The sequence below is a fragment of the Roseateles sp. AC306 genome, assembly GCF_979253795.1.
This window is the reverse complement of the sequence record NZ_CEEDEB010000008.1, coordinates 30,471-46,992: the sequence shown is the minus strand read 5'-3', so window position 1 is coordinate 46,992 and position 16,522 is coordinate 30,471. Positions and strand designations below refer to the sequence as shown.

Below are 16,522 nucleotides of genomic sequence, written 5' to 3'. Positions count from 1 at the left end.
CAGTGAAGCGGCGCGCGCTGTTGGTGGGCCTGGCTGCGACGGGCCTGGCTCAAGCGGCGCCCGGCTCGTTGGTCGCCCGCTTGAAGGCCCAGGCCGATGCCTGGGACCGCGCCATCCTGGCCAAGGACCGCGCGGCCATCGAGGCCAACATGGCCGACGACTTCCGGCAGATCGACGCACGCGGCAATGTCGAGACCAAGGCCAGCTTCGTCGACGGCCTGGTGTCGCCCGACCTGCAGCTGGACCCCTACACCGTCGAGGATTTCGAGGTGCGCCTCTACGGCGACACGGCCCTGCTAAGCGGGCGCACGCGCATGACCGGCCGCTACCAGGGCCAGGCCTTCAACACGCACTACCGCTACATCGACATCTACGTGCGCCGCAAGGGCGTATGGAAGATCGTCAGCGTGCAGATCAGCCCGATCAAGGACTGATCAGGGCTTCCAGCCCGCATCGCGCGCGGCTTTTTCCTGCTCGGCGTTCAGCGCCTCGCCGGCCATGGCTGCGTCCATCGCCGCCAATACCGAGGGCGGCAGGCTGCTGGCTGCCTGGCGCATGCCGCCGCTCGGTGCAGCCACGGCGGCCACCTGACGCAGCGCCCAGGCGCCATCGCCCTCGCGGCAGGCCAGGCCGGCCGAAGTGGTGGTCGTGAAGCTGCGGCACCAGCGGCCGTCCCTGGCCTTGAAGCTGACCTGCACGGCTACCGGGCCTGACGGCGCACTGGCGAGCTGCTGATCCAGCGCCTTGGCGATGTCGCCGGTCGCCACCAGCCGGTCGTCGCCGCCTGTCGGCGGCGCCAGCCGCGTGCCGATCAGCGTGCCCAGCACCAGCGTGGCCGCCATGCCGCCCCAGGCGGCCCAGTTCGACATGGCGCGTCGCTGCGCCCGCACCGCCCCCAGGTTGACGACCTGGGGCGCCGGCTCGGCCAGCAGGGCCTTGAGCCGGTCCGGCACCGGCTCGCTCAACACACTGTCGAAAGCCGCAGACAGGCGCCGCCGCTCGGCCTTCAATTGATCATCATTCAAATTCATGGCCACTCTCCCAGCAACTCCTGCAGCGCCTCGCGGGCGCGGGCCACGCGGCTCGTGACGGTGCCGACCGGCACGCCCAGCGTCTCGGCCGCTTCCTGATAGCTCAGGCCTTCAACCAACACCAGGCCCACCACCGTGCGGTGCTCCTCGCTCAACCTGGCCACGGCCTTGCGCACGAGGATGGCGTCGAGCTGCGAGCCCGTGGCCGAGCCGTCGCCGACATGCTCGCCTTCCTCCTCGGGCAGGAAGGTCTGCCCGCGCCGCTCGCGGGCACGCAATTCATCGATCCACGCGTTCTGCATGATGCGAAACATCCAGCTGTCCAGGCGCGTTCCAGGCGCCCACTGGTCGGTGCGGGTCAGGGCCTTCTCGATGGCGACCTGCACGAGGTCGTCGGCGTCTTCGGGGGACCGCGCCAGCGTGCGGCCGAAACGGCGCAGCCGGGGCAGCAGGGCGGCGATCTCCTGGCGAAGCTCGGGAAGGGAATCAGGCATCGATACACGGACAACGGACAAGGCATGGATTTTCTTCCCTGCCTCGCTCGTTATCCTCACAAACGACCGCTGATGAACATGAAAACCGTCCTTCTTCTCTTCATGAGCCTCGCTCTGGCCGCTTTCAGCCTGCCGGCCGGGGCCCAGCTGCGCCTGCCGCAATTGCCGCAGCTGCCGGGCGTGTCGCGCCTGCAGGGCGTCCTGGACCGCGTCGTGCAGCCGCTACCCGAGATCCTGTCGTCCACCACGCGTCTGCTGGACCAGCGCGTGACGAATGTGAGCGACCTGCTGCGCCGGCACCCCAAGCTCATCGAGGCCGATCCTGCCGGCGAGCCCATCCGCCGGCAGGAGCTGGTGCTGGTGTCGCCCAACGAAGCCGCACTGGCCGCCGCCGGCGCGCTGGGCCTGACCACGCTGCGCGACGAGGACTGGCCCGAGCTGGGCCTGCGCGAGGTCGTGCTGCGCGTGCCGGCGGGCCTGGACACGGCCGAGGCGCTGGCCCGGCTGCGTGCGGCCCAGCCCGATCTGCAGGCGGATTTCAACCATCTCTATTCACGCAGTGGCGAGGTGGCGGCTGGCGCTGGTGCTGTGCCGGCGCCGCAGCGAGGCCCCATCCGCGTCGGCCTGATCGACGGCGGCGTGGACCGTAGGCACAAGGCTCTGCGTCACGCCACCGGCGCCAGCTTCGGTTGCGGTGGCAACTCGGTGCCCAGCGAGCACGGCACGGCCGTCGCGTCCCTGCTGGTCGGTCGTGACCGCGGCTTTGCCGGCGCCTTGACTTTCGCTTCAGCGAAGGCCGAACTCTTCGCCGCCGATGTGTACTGCGACAAGCCCGACGGCGGCTCTGCCGAGGAGGTCGTCCGCGCGCTCGCCTGGATGGCGCGCGAGCGCGTGGCGGTCGTGAACCTCAGCCTGGTCGGCCCGCAGAACCGGCTGCTGGAGCACGGCGTGGCGGCGCTCGTCAAGCGCGGCCATCTGCTGGTGGCGGCCGTGGGCAACGACGGCCCGGCCGCGCCGCCACTGTTCCCGGCGGCCTATGCCGGTGTCGTCGGCGTGACGGGCGTGAACGCCGCGCGCCGCGTGCTGCCGGAAGCGGCGCAGGGGCCGCAGGTGATGTGGTCGGCACCCGGCGCCGAAATGGCCGTGGCGCGCAGCGGTGGCGGCTATGGCGCCGCACGGGGCACGTCGTTCGCGGCGCCGTTGGTGGCCGGGCTGCTGGCGACGGAGCTGCGCGAGCCGGATGCGGCTGCCGCCGCTGCGGCCGTCGAGCGGCTGGCCTCGAGCGCCGTGGATCTGGGCGCCCCGGGACGTGACCCGGTCTACGGCCGGGGCCTGCTCGCCGAGGACTTGCGCGTCGTGCCCGAGCAGTTGCAGGCGCGACAGAACCGCTGAAACACACGGTTGCAAGTGGGTCGGGAAGGAAATCTTCGCAGCGGTCGTTGTACTCAGTGAAAGGGCCGGAAAGGCTGGCTCTTCCAAGACAACCATCCTGGAGATTCATCATGTTCGCAACCCGTCGCACCGTTCGTACCGCCTTCACCGCCGTTGCCATCGCCGCCGGCCTCATTGCTGCCAACGCCCACGCCGCGGGCCTGCTCGGCGGCGGTGCCGGCGGTGGCCTCACCGGTGGCTTGACCGGCGGCTTGACTGGGGGCCTGAACGGCGCGCTGTCTCCCCGTCAGCTTGACGTTGGCGGCAACGCCGCTGGCTCGGCCAATGCCAACGGGTCCCTGCTCAAGGGCACCATCGACAAGACCAAGGACACGGTGGGTGGCGTGAAGGACAGCGCCACGTCCAAGGCCGGCGACATCAAGACCGCCGTGCAGGGCCAGGCCGATGCCGCCAAGTCCGCCGTGGGCGATGTGAAGTCCGGTGCCACCGACAAGCTCGGTGACGTGAAGACCACGGCGCAGGGCTTGAAGGACCAGATTGGCTCCACCGCTGGCAATGCCTCCGGCAGCGCCAATGGCAGCCTGAGCGGCGCCGTCAACGGCACGGCCAATGGCGTCAGCGGCAACCTCGCCGGCCAAGGCAACGGCACGCTGAATGGGGCGCTGAGCCAGGCCGCGACGCCTGCGACGCCGGCCGTTCCTGCGACACCGACCGCGTCGACGACGCCGACAACGCCCGCCACCCCGGCTGTGCCGGCCACGCCCACGGCGTCCACGACGCCCGCCCCGACCTCGCCGCTGACGTTGGGCGGCACGGCCGACGGCAGCGCAAGCAAGAACGGCATCGGCACCAACATCGGCGGCCAGGCTGCGGGCCGCAACGGCCAAGCGGCGGGCAGCGCGTCGGCGAAGGCCTCGCGCGCTGACCGCTCTGTGGCACTTGACGCCTCGGCCAGCGGCTCGGCGCAGCGCTGATCGTCAGCAATGAACAGGGCGGCCTGCGGGCCGCCTTTTTTTGCGTCAGCCGCGGCGCTTCAGTCGCCACATTGCGATGCCGCTGCACAGCACCGTGAAGCCCAGCAGTACGGCCATCGCCATCTCTGGCCCGATGAAGCGGAACTTGTCGACGCCGCCTGCCGCGAAGACAAGCTGGTTGAGGTGGAACTGCGGCCAGAACGGCGCCTGGAAATACATGGACTTGGGCAGCGGGAAGAACACGCCCGACAGGTAGAGCCCAGGCAGATAGAGCAGGTGGGCGTAGGCCGGCGCGGCCGTGCCGTTGGCCAGCGTGCCCACCATCAGCCCGAGTGCGCAAAACGGGATGGCACCGGCGATGAGCACGGCGCTCATGGCCGCGAGCTGGCCCGGGCTGAGCAGCGTCTGGCCGCTGACGGCCGTCACCACGAGGATGGGCAGGTAGGCGATGACGCCCGTGACGACGCCGGCGGCGATCTTGGCCGTGAGCCAGGCACCGGGCGGCGCGGGCTGGGCGCGCTTGAGGGTCAGCAGGCCCTGCTCGCGCTCCATCGCGATGGAGGGGCAGGTGGCGAACACGGCGGCCATGGTCACGGCCATCAGCGAAAAGCCCGAGAACATGAAGCGCGCGGCGTCCGGGTCTTTGGCGGTCTGCTCGCCGGCCACCGCGAAGGCGAACAGCAGGTAGAGGGCCACGGGCAGCACGAACATCGGCAGCGCGAAGGCCGGCGCGCGCAGCAGGCGGATGAGTTCGAGGCGGATCTCGACCGCGTAGGGCGACGCCGCGCGCCGGGTTGCAGCAATGGGCAGGGGGTGGGTCAAGGTGGTCATGCGGCCTCCTGGGTGAGTGCGTTGAATGCGTCGTTGAGCCCGGCCTGCTTCACTTCCAGACGCGAGAGACTCGGGTCGGCGGTGAGCAGGCGGCGCACGACGGCCTCGGCATCGGTGGCGACGACGTGCAATTGCGCCTGGTCGGTCGACACGTCGACGACGCCGGGCCAGCCGCGCACCTCGTTGGCGGCCACCATCGTCTCGCAGCGGATGTGCCGGCGCGACACCAGTGCGCGCATTTCCGGCACGCTGCCCGAGGCGATGACGCGGCCCTTGCCGAGCACCGCCACGCGCGTGGCCAGTGCCTCGGCTTCCTCGAGGTAATGCGTCGTCAGCAGGATGGAGCAGCCCTCGCGCAGCAGCGCGCGGATGTTGGCCCACATCAGCTCGCGGGCCTGGATGTCGAGGCCCACGGTGGGCTCGTCGAGGAACAGCACCTTCGGCTGGCCGCAGATGGCGATGGCGAACTGCACTTGCCGCTTCTGGCCGCCGGAGAGCTTGCCGTAGGGGCGGTTCGCCAGCGCCGTGATGCCAGCACGGGCCAGAGCGTCCTTCACGCTCAGCGGCCGCTGGTAGTAGCTGGCGGACAGGGCCACCAGCTCGTGCACCCTCAGGTCCTTCGGCAGCTCGACGTCCTGCATCATGACGCCCAGGCCTTGCCGCCGCGCAATCTCCTGCGGCGAGCCGCCGAGCAGCTTGACGATGCCGGCATCGGCGTCGTGCAGGCCCAGCCACAGCGAGATGGCGGTGGACTTGCCGGCGCCGTTGGGGCCGAGGAGCGCGAGCAGTTCGCCGCGCTTGAGTTCCAGGTCGACTGTGGTCAGCGCCTCCAGCTTGCCGTAGCGCTTGGACACGCCGCACAGCGACGCGACGACTTCGTCATCTGCCGGTGCTTCGACCGGGGCATCTGCAACGGCGTGGCGCGGATAGGCCCGCCCATTGAGCACCTTGCCGATGACCGTTGAACGGACGAGCCAGTGATAGCTGAGCAGCAGGATGGCCAAGCTGCCCAGCACGACGACCGGGTACTTGATGCCCCAGTGCAGCGTCCAGTCCCCCACCCAGACCTGCAGGGCCATGACCAGCGGCAGGTGGGCTAGGTAGATCCAGTAGGACGCGTCGGCGATGTAGCGCCGTGCCGGGCTGTGGCCGGACAGGAAGCGCAGCGCCAGGCCGGTGATGGCAAAGCTCCAGGACCAGGCGGAGGCGACGAAGGACAGCGCGAATATCAGCTTGGGTGTATCAGGCATGCCGAACGGCGGCTGCGTCTTCAGGATGTAAAGGCAGACGGCCGAGGACGCTGCGGCCAGCGCGAGGTGCAGCGGCCAGCGAGCGCCAAGCGCGGTCAGTGCGCCTGGGGCGCGATGCACCAGCCAGCCGAACGCGAAGGCGGTGCCGAAGCCCACGGTGGCGGGCAGCTGCGGGATCAGCGACTGGTCGGGTGTGGGGATGCCGACCCAGGGCATCCACATCGGCAGCGCCAGCAGGCAGGCTGCCAGCGGGAGGCCCAGCATCAACGCCCCGGCGGGCCAGCGAACGGCGCCGGTGACGCCGCGGTTCAGCCAGCCGCGCAAGACCTGGCCCCGGTCCAGCGCCGCGATGGCGGCGCGCACCAGCAGCGCACCGGCATACAGCCACAGCAGCTGGTACAGGAACCACAGGTGGAACAGCGGCAGCGCGCCGAACTCCTTGGACATCTCGGGTGGCGCGGGCGGCGCGCCGTTGAAGACCTTCTGCATGCCCAGCCCCCAGACGAAGATGATGGCGACGAACAGCAGCGGCCAGCCGACGAGCATGGGCACGGCGATGCGCTTGCCGCGGTTGGCCCAGAAGCCGGCGGTGCCGACCTTCTGATGCAGCAGCCGTGCGAAGTAGCCGGCGATGAAGAAGAACAGCGTCATGCGGAAGCTGTGCGCGACAAAGCCCGCGTCGCCCAGGAAGGCGCTGGGTGAGTTGTCGCTCATCGCCCACATGCCTTTCGGGATGCCGGGGATGAAGGACATGCTGGCGTGGAAGGCGACGCCCAGCAAAAGGGCAAAGCTCCGCACTGCGTCGAGGGCGTGCAGCCTCTCGCCGTTCGGTTGGGTGTTCATGAAAGTCTCCTTAGAGCACGTCGCGGCGCCTTGCCGCAAAGACGAGTGGCAGGGCCAGCGCGATCAGCGCAATCACCAGTTCGGCCGCCAGCAGCAGCCAGAACGTGGTGTTCCAGACGGGCTCGGCCTTGCCCATGTGGGCGCCGATCTCGGGGATTCGACCGATGCCCATCATGAAGAGGGACACCGACATGTTGGTCAGCACGATGACGCCGCCCATGCCCGCCTCGGAGCTGACATGCAGCACGGCGCACAGCACGATCGAGAAGTTCATCAGCAGGAAGGCGCACAGCAGCACCGTGTAGGGCAGCAGCCCGTCCGCGATGCCGGGCATGACCAGCACCAGCCCCACGGCGCCGGCACTCAGCGCCGCCCAGGGCAGCAGGAAGCAGGCGAGCAGGCCGAGCAGCTTGGCGCGCACGTAGTCGGCGGACGACAGCGGCAGGCTGAGGATGAACAGCAACGAGCGCTCCTTGCGCTCGGACGACACGCCAAACAGCGCCAGCATCACGCCCAGCGCGATGATGGCCGTCAGCCAGACGAGGAAGCCGATGTTGAAGCCGAACTCGCCACTGGCCGCCGTCAACAGGGCCGCGAAGCCGGCACCGGTGACGCCGACGAGCAGCCAGCGATACAGGTACAGCTCCTTGGCGATGAGCTTGCGTGTGAACAGGTTCATGACGGGCGCACCTCCTGCGCTTGCCGGCTGTGCATGACGGTGGCGACGAAGACTTCCTCCAGGCTCATGCGGTGCACCTCCTGCACCGGCGCGCCGAGGCGGGCGAGGAAGTCGGCGCTGAAGCCGTCGATGGTCAGCGTGACGTTGGGGCCGTCGATGTCGCGATGCACGATCTCCGGCAGGCGCCAGTCCGGCATGCCTTCGGGCACCCGCAGGCGGACCGTGCGCCAGCGCTCGATGAAATCGTCCTTGTCGCTCGACGCCACCACGCGGCCACGGTCGATGAAGGTGATGCGGTCGGAGATGCGCTCCACGTCCAGCGTGTTGTGCGAGGAGAACAGGATGGAGCGGCTGTCGTCACGCAGCACGTCCATGAACTCGGTCAGCAGCTCTTGCCGGGCGACCGGGTCCAGGCCAGACGTGGGTTCGTCCAGCACCAGCAGGCGCGGGCGGCGGGCCAGGGCCAGCAGCAGCAGGGCCTTGACCTGCTCACCGGTGGACAGGCTCTTGGCCGTCTGCCCCGCGTGCAGGCCGAAGCGCTTCAGCAGCTTGGCGGCGTAGGCCGCGTCCCAACCGGGGTAGATGGAGGCGACGAAGTCCATGTGCCAGGCGAGCGTCGCCTGCGGCAGCAGCTTCATGTCGTCGCTCACAAAGCCCACGTCGGCCTTGGCGGCGGCCTGGCTGCGCGGCATGTCGTGGCCCAGCAGGCGGATGCTGCCGGCGTCGGCCGTCAGCAGGCCCATCAGCAGCCGGATGGTGGTGCTCTTGCCGGCGCCGTTGGGGCCGACGAGACCCATGATCTGGCCCTGGTCCAGGTCCAGCGTGACGTCTTCCAGCGTGAAGAAGCGGAACGCCTTGCGCACGCCGTTCATTTCAATGGCCTTGGCGCTCATGCTGTCGGCTCCTCGTTGTTCAGCGCGTTGCGCAGTCGGTCGACCAGTTCGGGCTCGGGCATGGCCAGGGACCGGGCGATCTCACCGGCTGCGGCGAGGTGGGTGTCCAGCTGAGCCAGGCGCATGTCCATGGCCAGGCCCTGCGCATCGGCCACGAACGAGCCCTTGCCGTGGCGGGTGACGATGACGCCCTCGGACTCCAGGTCCAGGTAGGCGCGCTTGACGGTAATGACGCTGACCCGCAGGTCGGCTGCCAGCGCGCGGATGGACGGCAGTTCCAGCCCCGCCGGCCAGTCCCCGGCGGCGACGCGCTGGCGGATCTGCTCCACGATCTGGAGGTACATGGGCCTCGCGTCGGTCTGCGAGATGAAAAGACTGCTGTGCATAATGTGTATACACAGAATATGTGCACAGTTGCGCGAATGCAAGCGTCGCAATGCAAAAGGCGGCCGGTGGCCGCCTCGATGCCTCTGTCAGCCAGTGCTCAGAGCTTGAGCAAGGCCTCGAGATTGACCCGCAGCTTCAGCTCGGCGGGCGCCAGGCTGGCCGCAATGGCCTGCGCCGCCAGGCGGGTGTCGCGCGGCACCGGGTTGCTCAGCGGGCTGCCGCTCTTGCCGACCAGTGCGGCGACCAGCGGCTCGTTGGCGCTGAAGCCGCGCTTGAAGACGATCCCGATCTCGCCATTGGCCAGCCGCACGATGCTGCCCGGCGGGTACAGGCCGACGGTCTTGATGAGGGCGGCGCCGGCTTCGTCGGGCTGGCCCAGTTCATCGAGGAAGACGGCGCGGGCGGCCGCTGCGCCGCTCATGGCCGTGCGGCTTCGGCGGGGCGACAGGCGCGCGCCGAACAGGTCGATGCGGCGCAGCAGGCGGGCGAGCTTCTCGCCGTCACTGCGGCCGCCGAGCGGGCCCGGGCCGGCCTCGTGGTGCAAGCGCACGGCGGTCAGCCAGATCGGGTCCGTCACGCCGGCCGCGGCCAGCCGCTGCGCGGCACGGTCGCCGTGGGCGGCCAGGGCCTGGCGCTGGGCCGCCGAGGCGGGGTCCACCTGGCTGGCAAGGCGGTCGTGGGCCGGACCGGCGCCGTAGTTCATCGTCAGCGCGGCACCCTGCAACGCTTCGATCAACGCGGAATCCAGCTGCAGTTGGCGGGCGACGAGGTCGCACAGCAGCAGCGTCAGCAGGGCATGCCGCGCGCTGTAGTCGCCGAACTCCTGGCTGCTCTCGAAGACGTGCAGCATCAGCGTCGCGTCGGGGTGGGCATGCAGGCGCTTCAGTGCGGCGTCGCGCAACTGCGCCACGCGGGCGGGGAAGTCGACCGGCTCGGTCTCGCGCAGCAGGCTGTGGGTGTGCAGCAGCAGGTCCGACCAGGCCTCGCGCGGGCGCTGCTCAGCCTTGGGTGCGTTGGGCGCTTCCAGCCGAAAACTGGTGTCGGCCTTGACGATGTCGGACAGCACGACGTCCTGCATGACCATGGTGTCCAGCTTGTGGGCGAGGGCGCGCTGGTATTCCATCGTGTCCCCGCTCATGACCCAGGCGCCGCCGTCGACAAGGGCACGCACCAGCGGGGAGTCGCGCAGCACCTGACCGCGCGCGAACATGAGCTTGCCACCGGCGTCATAGATGTCGTAGGGCAGCGTCATGCCCAGGCGCAGCGTGCGGGCGGGAAGGTGAAAAAGGTCTGAGGCCATGAATGCGCGGATTCTGTAACGGCCTTCGCCAGGCGCAAGCGGTTCTTGAAGCACGGCGAAGGGCCTGCTGCGTAGAATTCCCGGCTCATCCGAGGAGCGCTGCGAGGAACTTCCCCAGGCTCGGATCGTTTCCAACGGCGCTCATCGTCCCTCTACACGAGTCCGTCGATGACCACCGCTCCGCCTCCTCTCAAGCTCTCCGGCCTGGAACCCGTCGCCATCGACGCCGGCAGCCTGTTCGTCAACATTGGCGAGCGCACCAACGTCACCGGCTCCAAGGCCTTCGCCCGCATGATCCTCGCGGGCGAGTTCGAGAAGGCTCTCGCCGTGGCGCGTCAGCAGGTGGAGAACGGCGCCCAGGTCATCGACATCAACATGGACGAGGCCATGCTGGACAGCCAGGCGGCCATGGTGCGCTTCCTGAACCTGATCGCCGGCGAGCCCGAGATCGCGCGCGTGCCGATCATGATCGACTCGTCCAAGTGGGCCGTCATCGAGGCCGGCCTGAAGTGCATCCAGGGCAAGGGCATCGTCAACTCCATCTCGATGAAGGAAGGCGAGGACGAGTTCCGCCGCCAGGCCAACCTCGTGCGCCGCTACGGCGCCGCAGCCGTTGTGATGGCGTTTGACGAGAAAGGCCAGGCCGACACCTTCGCGCGCAAGACCGAGATCTGCGAGCGTGCCTACCGCATCCTGGTGGACGAGGTCGGCTTCCCGGCCGAGGACATCATCTTCGACCCCAACATCTTCGCCATCGCCACCGGCATCGAGGAGCACGACAACTACGCGGTCGACTTCATCGAAGCGACGCGCTGGATCAAGCAGAACCTGCCGGGCGCCAAGGTGTCGGGCGGCGTGAGCAACGTGTCGTTCAGCTTCCGCGGCAACGAACCGGTGCGCGAGGCCATCCACACCGTTTTCCTGTACCACGCCATCCAGGCGGGCATGGACATGGGCATCGTCAATGCCGGCATGGTGGGCGTGTACGACGACCTCGACGCCGAGCTGCGCGAGCGCGTCGAAGACGTGGTGCTGAACCGCCGGCCCGATGCCGGCGAGCGCCTCATCGAGATCGCCGACCGCGCCAAGAGCGCCGGCAAGGACGACTCGGCCCGCCTGGCCTGGCGGGCGGGCGACGTCAACCAGCGGCTGAGCCACGCGCTGGTGCACGGCATCACCGACTTCATCACCGTCGACACCGAAGAGGCCTGGCAGGCGATCTCCGCCGGTGGCGGCCGGCCGCTGCACGTCATCGAAGGCCCGCTGATGGCCGGGATGAATGTGGTTGGCGACCTGTTCGGTCAGGGCAAGATGTTCCTGCCCCAGGTGGTGAAGAGCGCCCGCGTGATGAAGAGCGCCGTGGCCCATCTGCTGCCCTACATCGAGGAAGAAAAGCGCCTGTTGATCGAAGGCGGCGGCGACGCCAAGCCCAAGGGCAAGATCGTCATCGCGACGGTCAAGGGCGATGTGCACGACATCGGCAAGAACATCGTCACGGTGGTCCTGCAGTGCAACAACTACGAAGTCGTCAACATGGGCGTCATGGTGCCGGCCCAGGAGATCCTGCGCAAAGCCAAGGAAGAGGGCGCGGACATCATCGGCCTGTCGGGGCTGATCACGCCCAGCCTCGAAGAGATGCAGCACGTTGCGGCCGAGATGCAGCGCGACGAGTACTTCAGCAGCCGGCACATGCCGCTGTTGATCGGCGGTGCCACGACCAGCCGCGTGCACACCGCCGTGAAGATCTCGCCGCACTACGACGGCCCGGTCGTCTACGTGCCCGACGCGTCGCGCGCCGTGGGCGTGTGCACCGAGCTGCTCAGCGATGACCGAGCCGCCGCCTACATCGCCGACCTGAAGGCCGACATGGCCAAGACGCGCCAGCTGCATGCGAACAAGAAGCAGACGCCGCTGGTGACGCTTGAGCAGGCGCGGGCCAACAAGGCGGTGCTGGACCTGAGCCGCGTGCCGCCGGCGCCCAAGTTCACGGGCCGGCGCGTGCTGAAGAACCTCGACCTCGCCGAGCTGGCCCGCTACATCGACTGGGGTCCCTACTTCCAGACCTGGGACCTGGCGGGCCCGTATCCGGCGATCCTGGACGACGCCGTCGTCGGCACCGAGGCACGCAAGGTGTTCGCCGATGCCCAGGCCATGCTGAAGAAGATCATCGATGGCCGCTGGCTGCAGGCCCATGCCGTGTTCGGCCTCTACCCAGCCGCGCGGGTGAACGACGATGACATCGCCATCCGCAGCGAGCCGCCCATGACCTGGCACGGCTTGCGCATGCAGTCGGAGCGCCCGGTGGTGGAGGGCGTGAAGCGCCCCAACCGCTGTCTGTCCGACTTCGTCGCCGAAGAGGGTGATCACGTCGGCATGTTCGCCGTGACCGCAGGCCTGGGCGTCGACAAGAAGGAAGCCGATTTCCTGGCTACCCACGACGACTACTCGGCCATCATGCTCAAGGCCCTGGCCGATCGCCTCGCCGAGGCCGCCGCCGAGTGGTTGCACGAGCGCGTGCGCCGTGAGTTCTGGGGCTATGCCGCCGACGAGGCGCTCAGCAACGCCGACCTCGTCGCCGAAAAGTACTCGGGCATCCGCCCCGCGCCCGGCTACCCGGCCTGCCCGGACCATCTCGCCAAGGCCGACCTGTTCCGCGTGCTTGCGCCGAAAGAGATCGGCATGGGCCTGACCGACAGCATGGCCATGACGCCCGCCGCCAGCGTCAGCGGCTTCTACCTGGCCCACCCCGATGCAGCCTACTTCAACGTCGGCCGCATCGGCGACGACCAGCTCGCCGACTGGGCCGAACGCTGCGGCTTGAGCGAGACCGACGCGCGCCGCGCACTGGCGCCGTTGCTCGGCTGACCGCAGGCGTTAACCGCCAACAGCATCTGCTTACCTTGCCGACCAAGCGCTGCGGCGCTGTCCTACACGGCCACAAGGCCTGCAAACGCATCCTCGGTGCATACCAACTACATCGGAAGCGCCATGTCGACCCCTAGCATCAAGTCCACCCAGATCGTTGCCGGCGTGGCCGTCGTCATGGCCTTGCTCGGAGGTGCCTACGCGGTCGGCCGCTCGCAGATCATGAGCAGCCCGCCGGTGGCCGAGGCGCCGCCGGCTGTCACCCAGCCTGCGCCGCAGCGCGTGGCCAGGGCCGACACGGTGCGGGAAGCGCCGGTCGTCGAACGGACGACGCAGCCGGCCTTGTGCCAAAGCTGTGGCCGCGTTACCGGCGTGCATGCCGAAACCCGCAAGGGCAAGGGCAGCGGCGTGGGTGCCGTGGGCGGTGCGGTCGTGGGCGGCCTGCTGGGCAATATGGTGGGCGGCGGCACGGGCAAGAAGATCGCCACCGTGGGCGGTGCCGTGGCCGGCGGCTATGCCGGCAACGAGATCGAGAAGAACCAGAAGTCCTACACCGTCTGGATCGTGCAGGTTGAAGAGCGCGACGGCCGCATGCGCCGCTTCGAGCGCAGCGCCGACCCGGGCCTGCGCGTCGGCGACGAAGTGCGGCTGACCGGGAACGGCTTCGAGCGTAGCTGAGGCCGCTCTGAAATCAGCCGGTGCCAGACCTTAAGCGGAATGGCCGCCGGGCAAGCCTCTGCGCAGCTGGATGGCCTCAGCGACATGGGCGGCCGTGATCTCTGATGCGCCGGCCAGGTCGGCCACCGTGCGGGCCACGCGCATCACGCGGTGGAAGCTGCGTGCCGACCAACCCAGCCTCTCCGCCGAACGCTCCAGCAATGCCTTGGCAGAGGGCTCAAGCACGGCGTGCGCGGCGAGGTCCTGCGCCTGCAGCAGTGCGTTTGCGACGCCCTGTCGCGCCTGCGCCCGCTCGCGCGCTGCGGTGACGCGCGCAGCGACCACGGCGCTGCTTTCGCCGGGGGCCAGGTCTTGCAGCTGGCGCGGCGGGATGACGGTGACCTCGATGAGCAGGTCGATGCGGTCCAGGAAGGGACCGCTGAGCCGGCCCTGATAGCGCGCGACCTGGTCGGGTGAGCAGCGACAGGCCCGCAGCGGATTGCCGAGATGGCCGCAGGGGCAGGGGTTCATCGCCGCGACCAACTGGAAGCGCGCCGGGAACTCGGCCTGGCGCGCCGCGCGGGAGATGAGGATGCGGCCGGTCTCCAGCGGCTCGCGCAGGGCTTCAAGCGCTGCCCTGGGAAATTCGGGTAGCTCGTCCAGGAACAAGACACCATGCTGGGCCAGTGAAATCTCGCCCGGCCGGGGTGGCGAGCCGCCGCCCACCAGCGCCACGCTGGAAGCCGAATGGTGCGGCGCCCGCACCGGCCTTTGCCCCCAGCGCGACACGTCGAACTGGCCGGCCAGGCTGAGCACGGCGGCCGACTCGAGCGCGGCCTCGTCATCCAGCAGCGGCAGCAAGCCGGCCAGGCGCTGGGCCAGCATGGACTTGCCGGTGCCAGGCGGGCCGACCATCAGCAGCGAGTGGCCGCCGGCTGCTGCGATTTCCAAGGCGCGCTTCGGGCCCGCCTGGCCCTTGATGTCGGCGAGATCGGGCAGCCCGCCTTGGCGCTCCCGCGGCAGGGCGGCCGCGCGGGGCAGGGCTTCGCCATCCGGCTGCAGTGCGGCGACGACGTCCAGCAGATGCCGCGCCTGCCGTACCACCAGGCCGTCGACCAGAGCGGCCTCGGCGGCACTGGCCTCGGGCAGCAGCAGCTCGCGCGGATCCGCGCCGTTCTTTTCGCCTGCCTGGCGCATGGCCAGCGCCATCGCCAGGGCGCCGCGCACCGGGCGCAGCTCGCCGGCCAGGGACAACTCGCCCGCGCACTCGAAGCGGGCCAGGCGGGTCGCGTCGAGCTGGCCATTGGCCGCGAGCAGGCCGAGGGCCATGGGCAGATCGAAGCGCCCGCCCTCCTTGGGCAGATCCGCCGGCGCCAAATTGACGGTGATGCGTTTATTGGCAGGGAAGCCCAGCCCACTGTTCTGCAGCGCCGCCCGCACGCGCTCGCGGGCTTCCTTGACTTCGGTGTCGGCCAGCCCGACGACGGTGAAGCTCGGCAGGCCGTTGGCCAGGTGCACCTCCACCGTGACCGGCGCGGCGGCCAGGCCGTCAAGGGCTCGGCTGTGGACCGTGGCAAGGCTCATCGGGTGGGCTCGTAAGAGGGCGGCGGGCGAGTCTAGCCCTCGCCTCGTGCGGCGCGGATGTGGTGCTTTTCCCGCAGGCGCACCGCAAATGTGCGGCAAACGCTCGATATGGTGCCAAATTGGTGCGCAATGATGATTTGCAGGTGCGCCCGTCCCAGATTCGTGCGGTGTGTATGAGGTGAGGCGTTGGCACGGAAGCTGCAATCAACCGCCGGACTGCCTCACCCCATAACCCTGAACTGGAGCCCCCGCCATGAAGTTGTCCTCTACGCTGCTCGTCCTGGCGCTGTCCGCAGCTTCGCTGCCGGCCTTCGCCGATGAGCCGGTCAACCCGCTGTCGTTCAACGCCAGCATCGTCAGCGACTACCGCTACCGCGGCGTGTCGCAGACCCGGCTCAAGCCGGCCCTGCAAGGCGGCTTCGACTACGCGGCGCCGAGTGGGTTCTACATTGGCATGTGGGGCTCCACCATCAAGTGGATCAAGGACGGCGGCGGCGATTCCAGCGTTGAGGTCGACCTCTACGGCGGCTACAAGACCGAAGTCGCCCCGGGCCTGACGCTGGACGTCGGCCTGCTGCAGTACTACTACCCGAGCAACAAGCTGCCCACCAGCGCCGACACGCTGGAGATCTACGGCGCGCTGAGCTTCGGCCCGGTGACGGCCAAGTACTCGCACAGCACCACCAACCTGTTCGGCGTGGCGGACAGCAAGGGCAGCAGCTACTTCGACGTGACGGCCAACTTCGACCTCGGCGATGGCCTCACGTTGTCGCCCCACGTCGGCCACCAGACCGTCAAGCACACCTCCGTGGCGTCGTACACCGACTACTCGGTGACGCTGGCCAAGGACTTCTCGGGCCTGATCCTCAGCGGCGCAATCGTCGGCACGGATGCCGACAAGAGCTTCTACGCCAGCCCCGCGAACGGCAAGTTCCTGGGCAAGACCACGCTGGTCGTCGGTCTGAAGAAGACCTTCTAAGAACTCACTGGAGCTGACATGAAATTGATCACTGCCGTCATCAAACCCTTCAAGCTCGACGAGGTGCGTGAGGCTCTGAGCGCCATCGGCGTGCAGGGGCTGACGGTCACCGAGGTCAAGGGCTTCGGCCGCCAGAAGGGCCACACCGAGCTGTACCGCGGCGCCGAATATGTCGTGGACTTCCTGCCCAAGGTCAAGATCGAAGCCGCCGTGAACGACGACGTCGTCGACCGCGTCATCGAGGCCATCGAGTCTTCGGCCCGCACCGGCAAGATCGGCGACGGCAAGATCTTCGTGTCGCCGCTGGACCAGGTCGTACGCATTCGCACCGGCGAAACCGGCAACGACGCGCTCTGAAGCGCG

Annotated in this window: 16 protein-coding genes and 1 riboswitch; of the genes, 7 read left to right on the top strand and 9 right to left on the bottom strand. The window is 68.9% G+C overall.

What is annotated here, in order from left to right; genetic code table 11:
* The first annotated feature begins 2 nt into the window (after positions 1-2).
* Positions 3-434 carry a nuclear transport factor 2 family protein gene (locus AC0IZJ_RS16575; RefSeq protein ID WP_471851873.1) on the top strand — a complete coding sequence of 144 codons (432 nt, stop codon included), beginning with the start codon at positions 3-5 and terminating at the stop codon, positions 432-434.
* On the opposite strand, the gene AC0IZJ_RS16570 is transcribed toward AC0IZJ_RS16575, so the two are convergent.
* Both AC0IZJ_RS16570 and AC0IZJ_RS16565 read right to left on the bottom strand, forming a co-directional pair.
* A complete protein-coding gene (locus tag AC0IZJ_RS16570; RefSeq protein WP_471851871.1) occupies positions 435-1,031 on the bottom strand; it encodes a NepR family anti-sigma factor in 597 nt (198 codons plus the stop codon).
* Entirely contained in the window at positions 1,028-1,525 is a 498-nt protein-coding gene (locus tag AC0IZJ_RS16565) for an RNA polymerase sigma factor (protein ID WP_471851869.1), read from the bottom strand. Before AC0IZJ_RS16565 ends, AC0IZJ_RS16570 begins: the two co-directional genes overlap by 4 nt.
* Positions 1,526-1,603: 78 nt before the next feature.
* Between AC0IZJ_RS16565 and AC0IZJ_RS16560 the strand changes: the two genes are divergently transcribed.
* Positions 1,604-2,917 carry a S8 family serine peptidase gene (locus AC0IZJ_RS16560; RefSeq protein WP_471851867.1) on the top strand — a complete coding sequence of 438 codons (1,314 nt, stop codon included), beginning with the start codon at positions 1,604-1,606 and terminating at the stop codon, positions 2,915-2,917.
* Between the two features lie 110 nt (positions 2,918-3,027).
* Entirely contained in the window at positions 3,028-3,891 is an 864-nt protein-coding gene (locus AC0IZJ_RS16555) for a hypothetical protein (protein WP_471851864.1), read from the top strand.
* A 45-nt stretch (positions 3,892-3,936) separates the two neighbouring features.
* Here AC0IZJ_RS16555 and AC0IZJ_RS16550 read toward each other — a convergent pair whose 3' ends face one another.
* From AC0IZJ_RS16550 to AC0IZJ_RS16525, 6 genes are all read right to left on the bottom strand, one after another.
* Positions 3,937-4,722, bottom strand: coding sequence for an ABC transporter permease (locus tag AC0IZJ_RS16550; protein ID WP_471851862.1), 786 nt, complete (start codon positions 4,720-4,722; stop codon positions 3,937-3,939).
* Positions 4,719-6,815, bottom strand: coding sequence for an ATP-binding cassette domain-containing protein (locus tag AC0IZJ_RS16545; protein ID WP_471851860.1), 2,097 nt, complete (start codon positions 6,813-6,815; stop codon positions 4,719-4,721). The genes AC0IZJ_RS16550 and AC0IZJ_RS16545 overlap by 4 nt, the downstream gene beginning before the upstream one ends.
* A 10-nt stretch (positions 6,816-6,825) precedes the next feature.
* A complete protein-coding gene (locus AC0IZJ_RS16540; RefSeq protein WP_471851859.1) occupies positions 6,826-7,494 on the bottom strand; it encodes a hypothetical protein in 669 nt (222 codons plus the stop codon).
* Positions 7,491-8,387: an ABC transporter ATP-binding protein gene (locus AC0IZJ_RS16535; protein WP_471851857.1), complete on the bottom strand. Its 897-nt coding sequence runs from the start codon at positions 8,385-8,387 to the stop codon at positions 7,491-7,493. The genes AC0IZJ_RS16540 and AC0IZJ_RS16535 overlap by 4 nt, the downstream gene beginning before the upstream one ends.
* Positions 8,384-8,731, bottom strand: a complete 348-nt coding sequence (locus tag AC0IZJ_RS16530; RefSeq protein WP_471851855.1) for a GntR family transcriptional regulator — start codon at positions 8,729-8,731, stop codon at positions 8,384-8,386. Before AC0IZJ_RS16530 ends, AC0IZJ_RS16535 begins: the two co-directional genes overlap by 4 nt.
* A gap of 140 nt (positions 8,732-8,871) precedes the next feature.
* Entirely contained in the window at positions 8,872-10,074 is a 1,203-nt protein-coding gene (locus AC0IZJ_RS16525) for an HD-GYP domain-containing protein (protein ID WP_471851853.1), read from the bottom strand.
* A gap of 85 nt (positions 10,075-10,159) precedes the next feature.
* Positions 10,160-10,224: riboswitch (S-adenosyl-L-homocysteine riboswitch) on the top strand.
* A gap of 18 nt (positions 10,225-10,242) precedes the next feature.
* On the opposite strand from AC0IZJ_RS16525, the gene metH reads away from it, so the two are divergent.
* Both metH and AC0IZJ_RS16515 read left to right on the top strand, forming a co-directional pair.
* A complete protein-coding gene (gene metH, locus AC0IZJ_RS16520; protein ID WP_471851851.1) occupies positions 10,243-12,939 on the top strand; it encodes a methionine synthase in 2,697 nt (898 codons plus the stop codon).
* Between the two features lie 123 nt (positions 12,940-13,062).
* A complete protein-coding gene (locus AC0IZJ_RS16515; protein WP_471851849.1) occupies positions 13,063-13,617 on the top strand; it encodes a glycine zipper 2TM domain-containing protein in 555 nt (184 codons plus the stop codon).
* 30 nt (positions 13,618-13,647) lie between these two features.
* Here AC0IZJ_RS16515 and AC0IZJ_RS16510 read toward each other — a convergent pair whose 3' ends face one another.
* Positions 13,648-15,180, bottom strand: a complete 1,533-nt coding sequence (locus tag AC0IZJ_RS16510) for a YifB family Mg chelatase-like AAA ATPase (RefSeq protein ID WP_471851847.1) — start codon at positions 15,178-15,180, stop codon at positions 13,648-13,650.
* A gap of 253 nt (positions 15,181-15,433) precedes the next feature.
* Between AC0IZJ_RS16510 and AC0IZJ_RS16505 the strand changes: the two genes are divergently transcribed.
* Both AC0IZJ_RS16505 and glnK read left to right on the top strand, forming a co-directional pair.
* Positions 15,434-16,159 carry a TorF family putative porin gene (locus AC0IZJ_RS16505; RefSeq protein ID WP_471851845.1) on the top strand — a complete coding sequence of 242 codons (726 nt, stop codon included), beginning with the start codon at positions 15,434-15,436 and terminating at the stop codon, positions 16,157-16,159.
* Positions 16,160-16,177: 18 nt separating this feature from the next.
* Positions 16,178-16,516, top strand: a complete 339-nt coding sequence (gene glnK, locus AC0IZJ_RS16500; protein ID WP_233370978.1) for a P-II family nitrogen regulator — start codon at positions 16,178-16,180, stop codon at positions 16,514-16,516.
* Positions 16,517-16,522 lie beyond the last annotated feature (6 nt).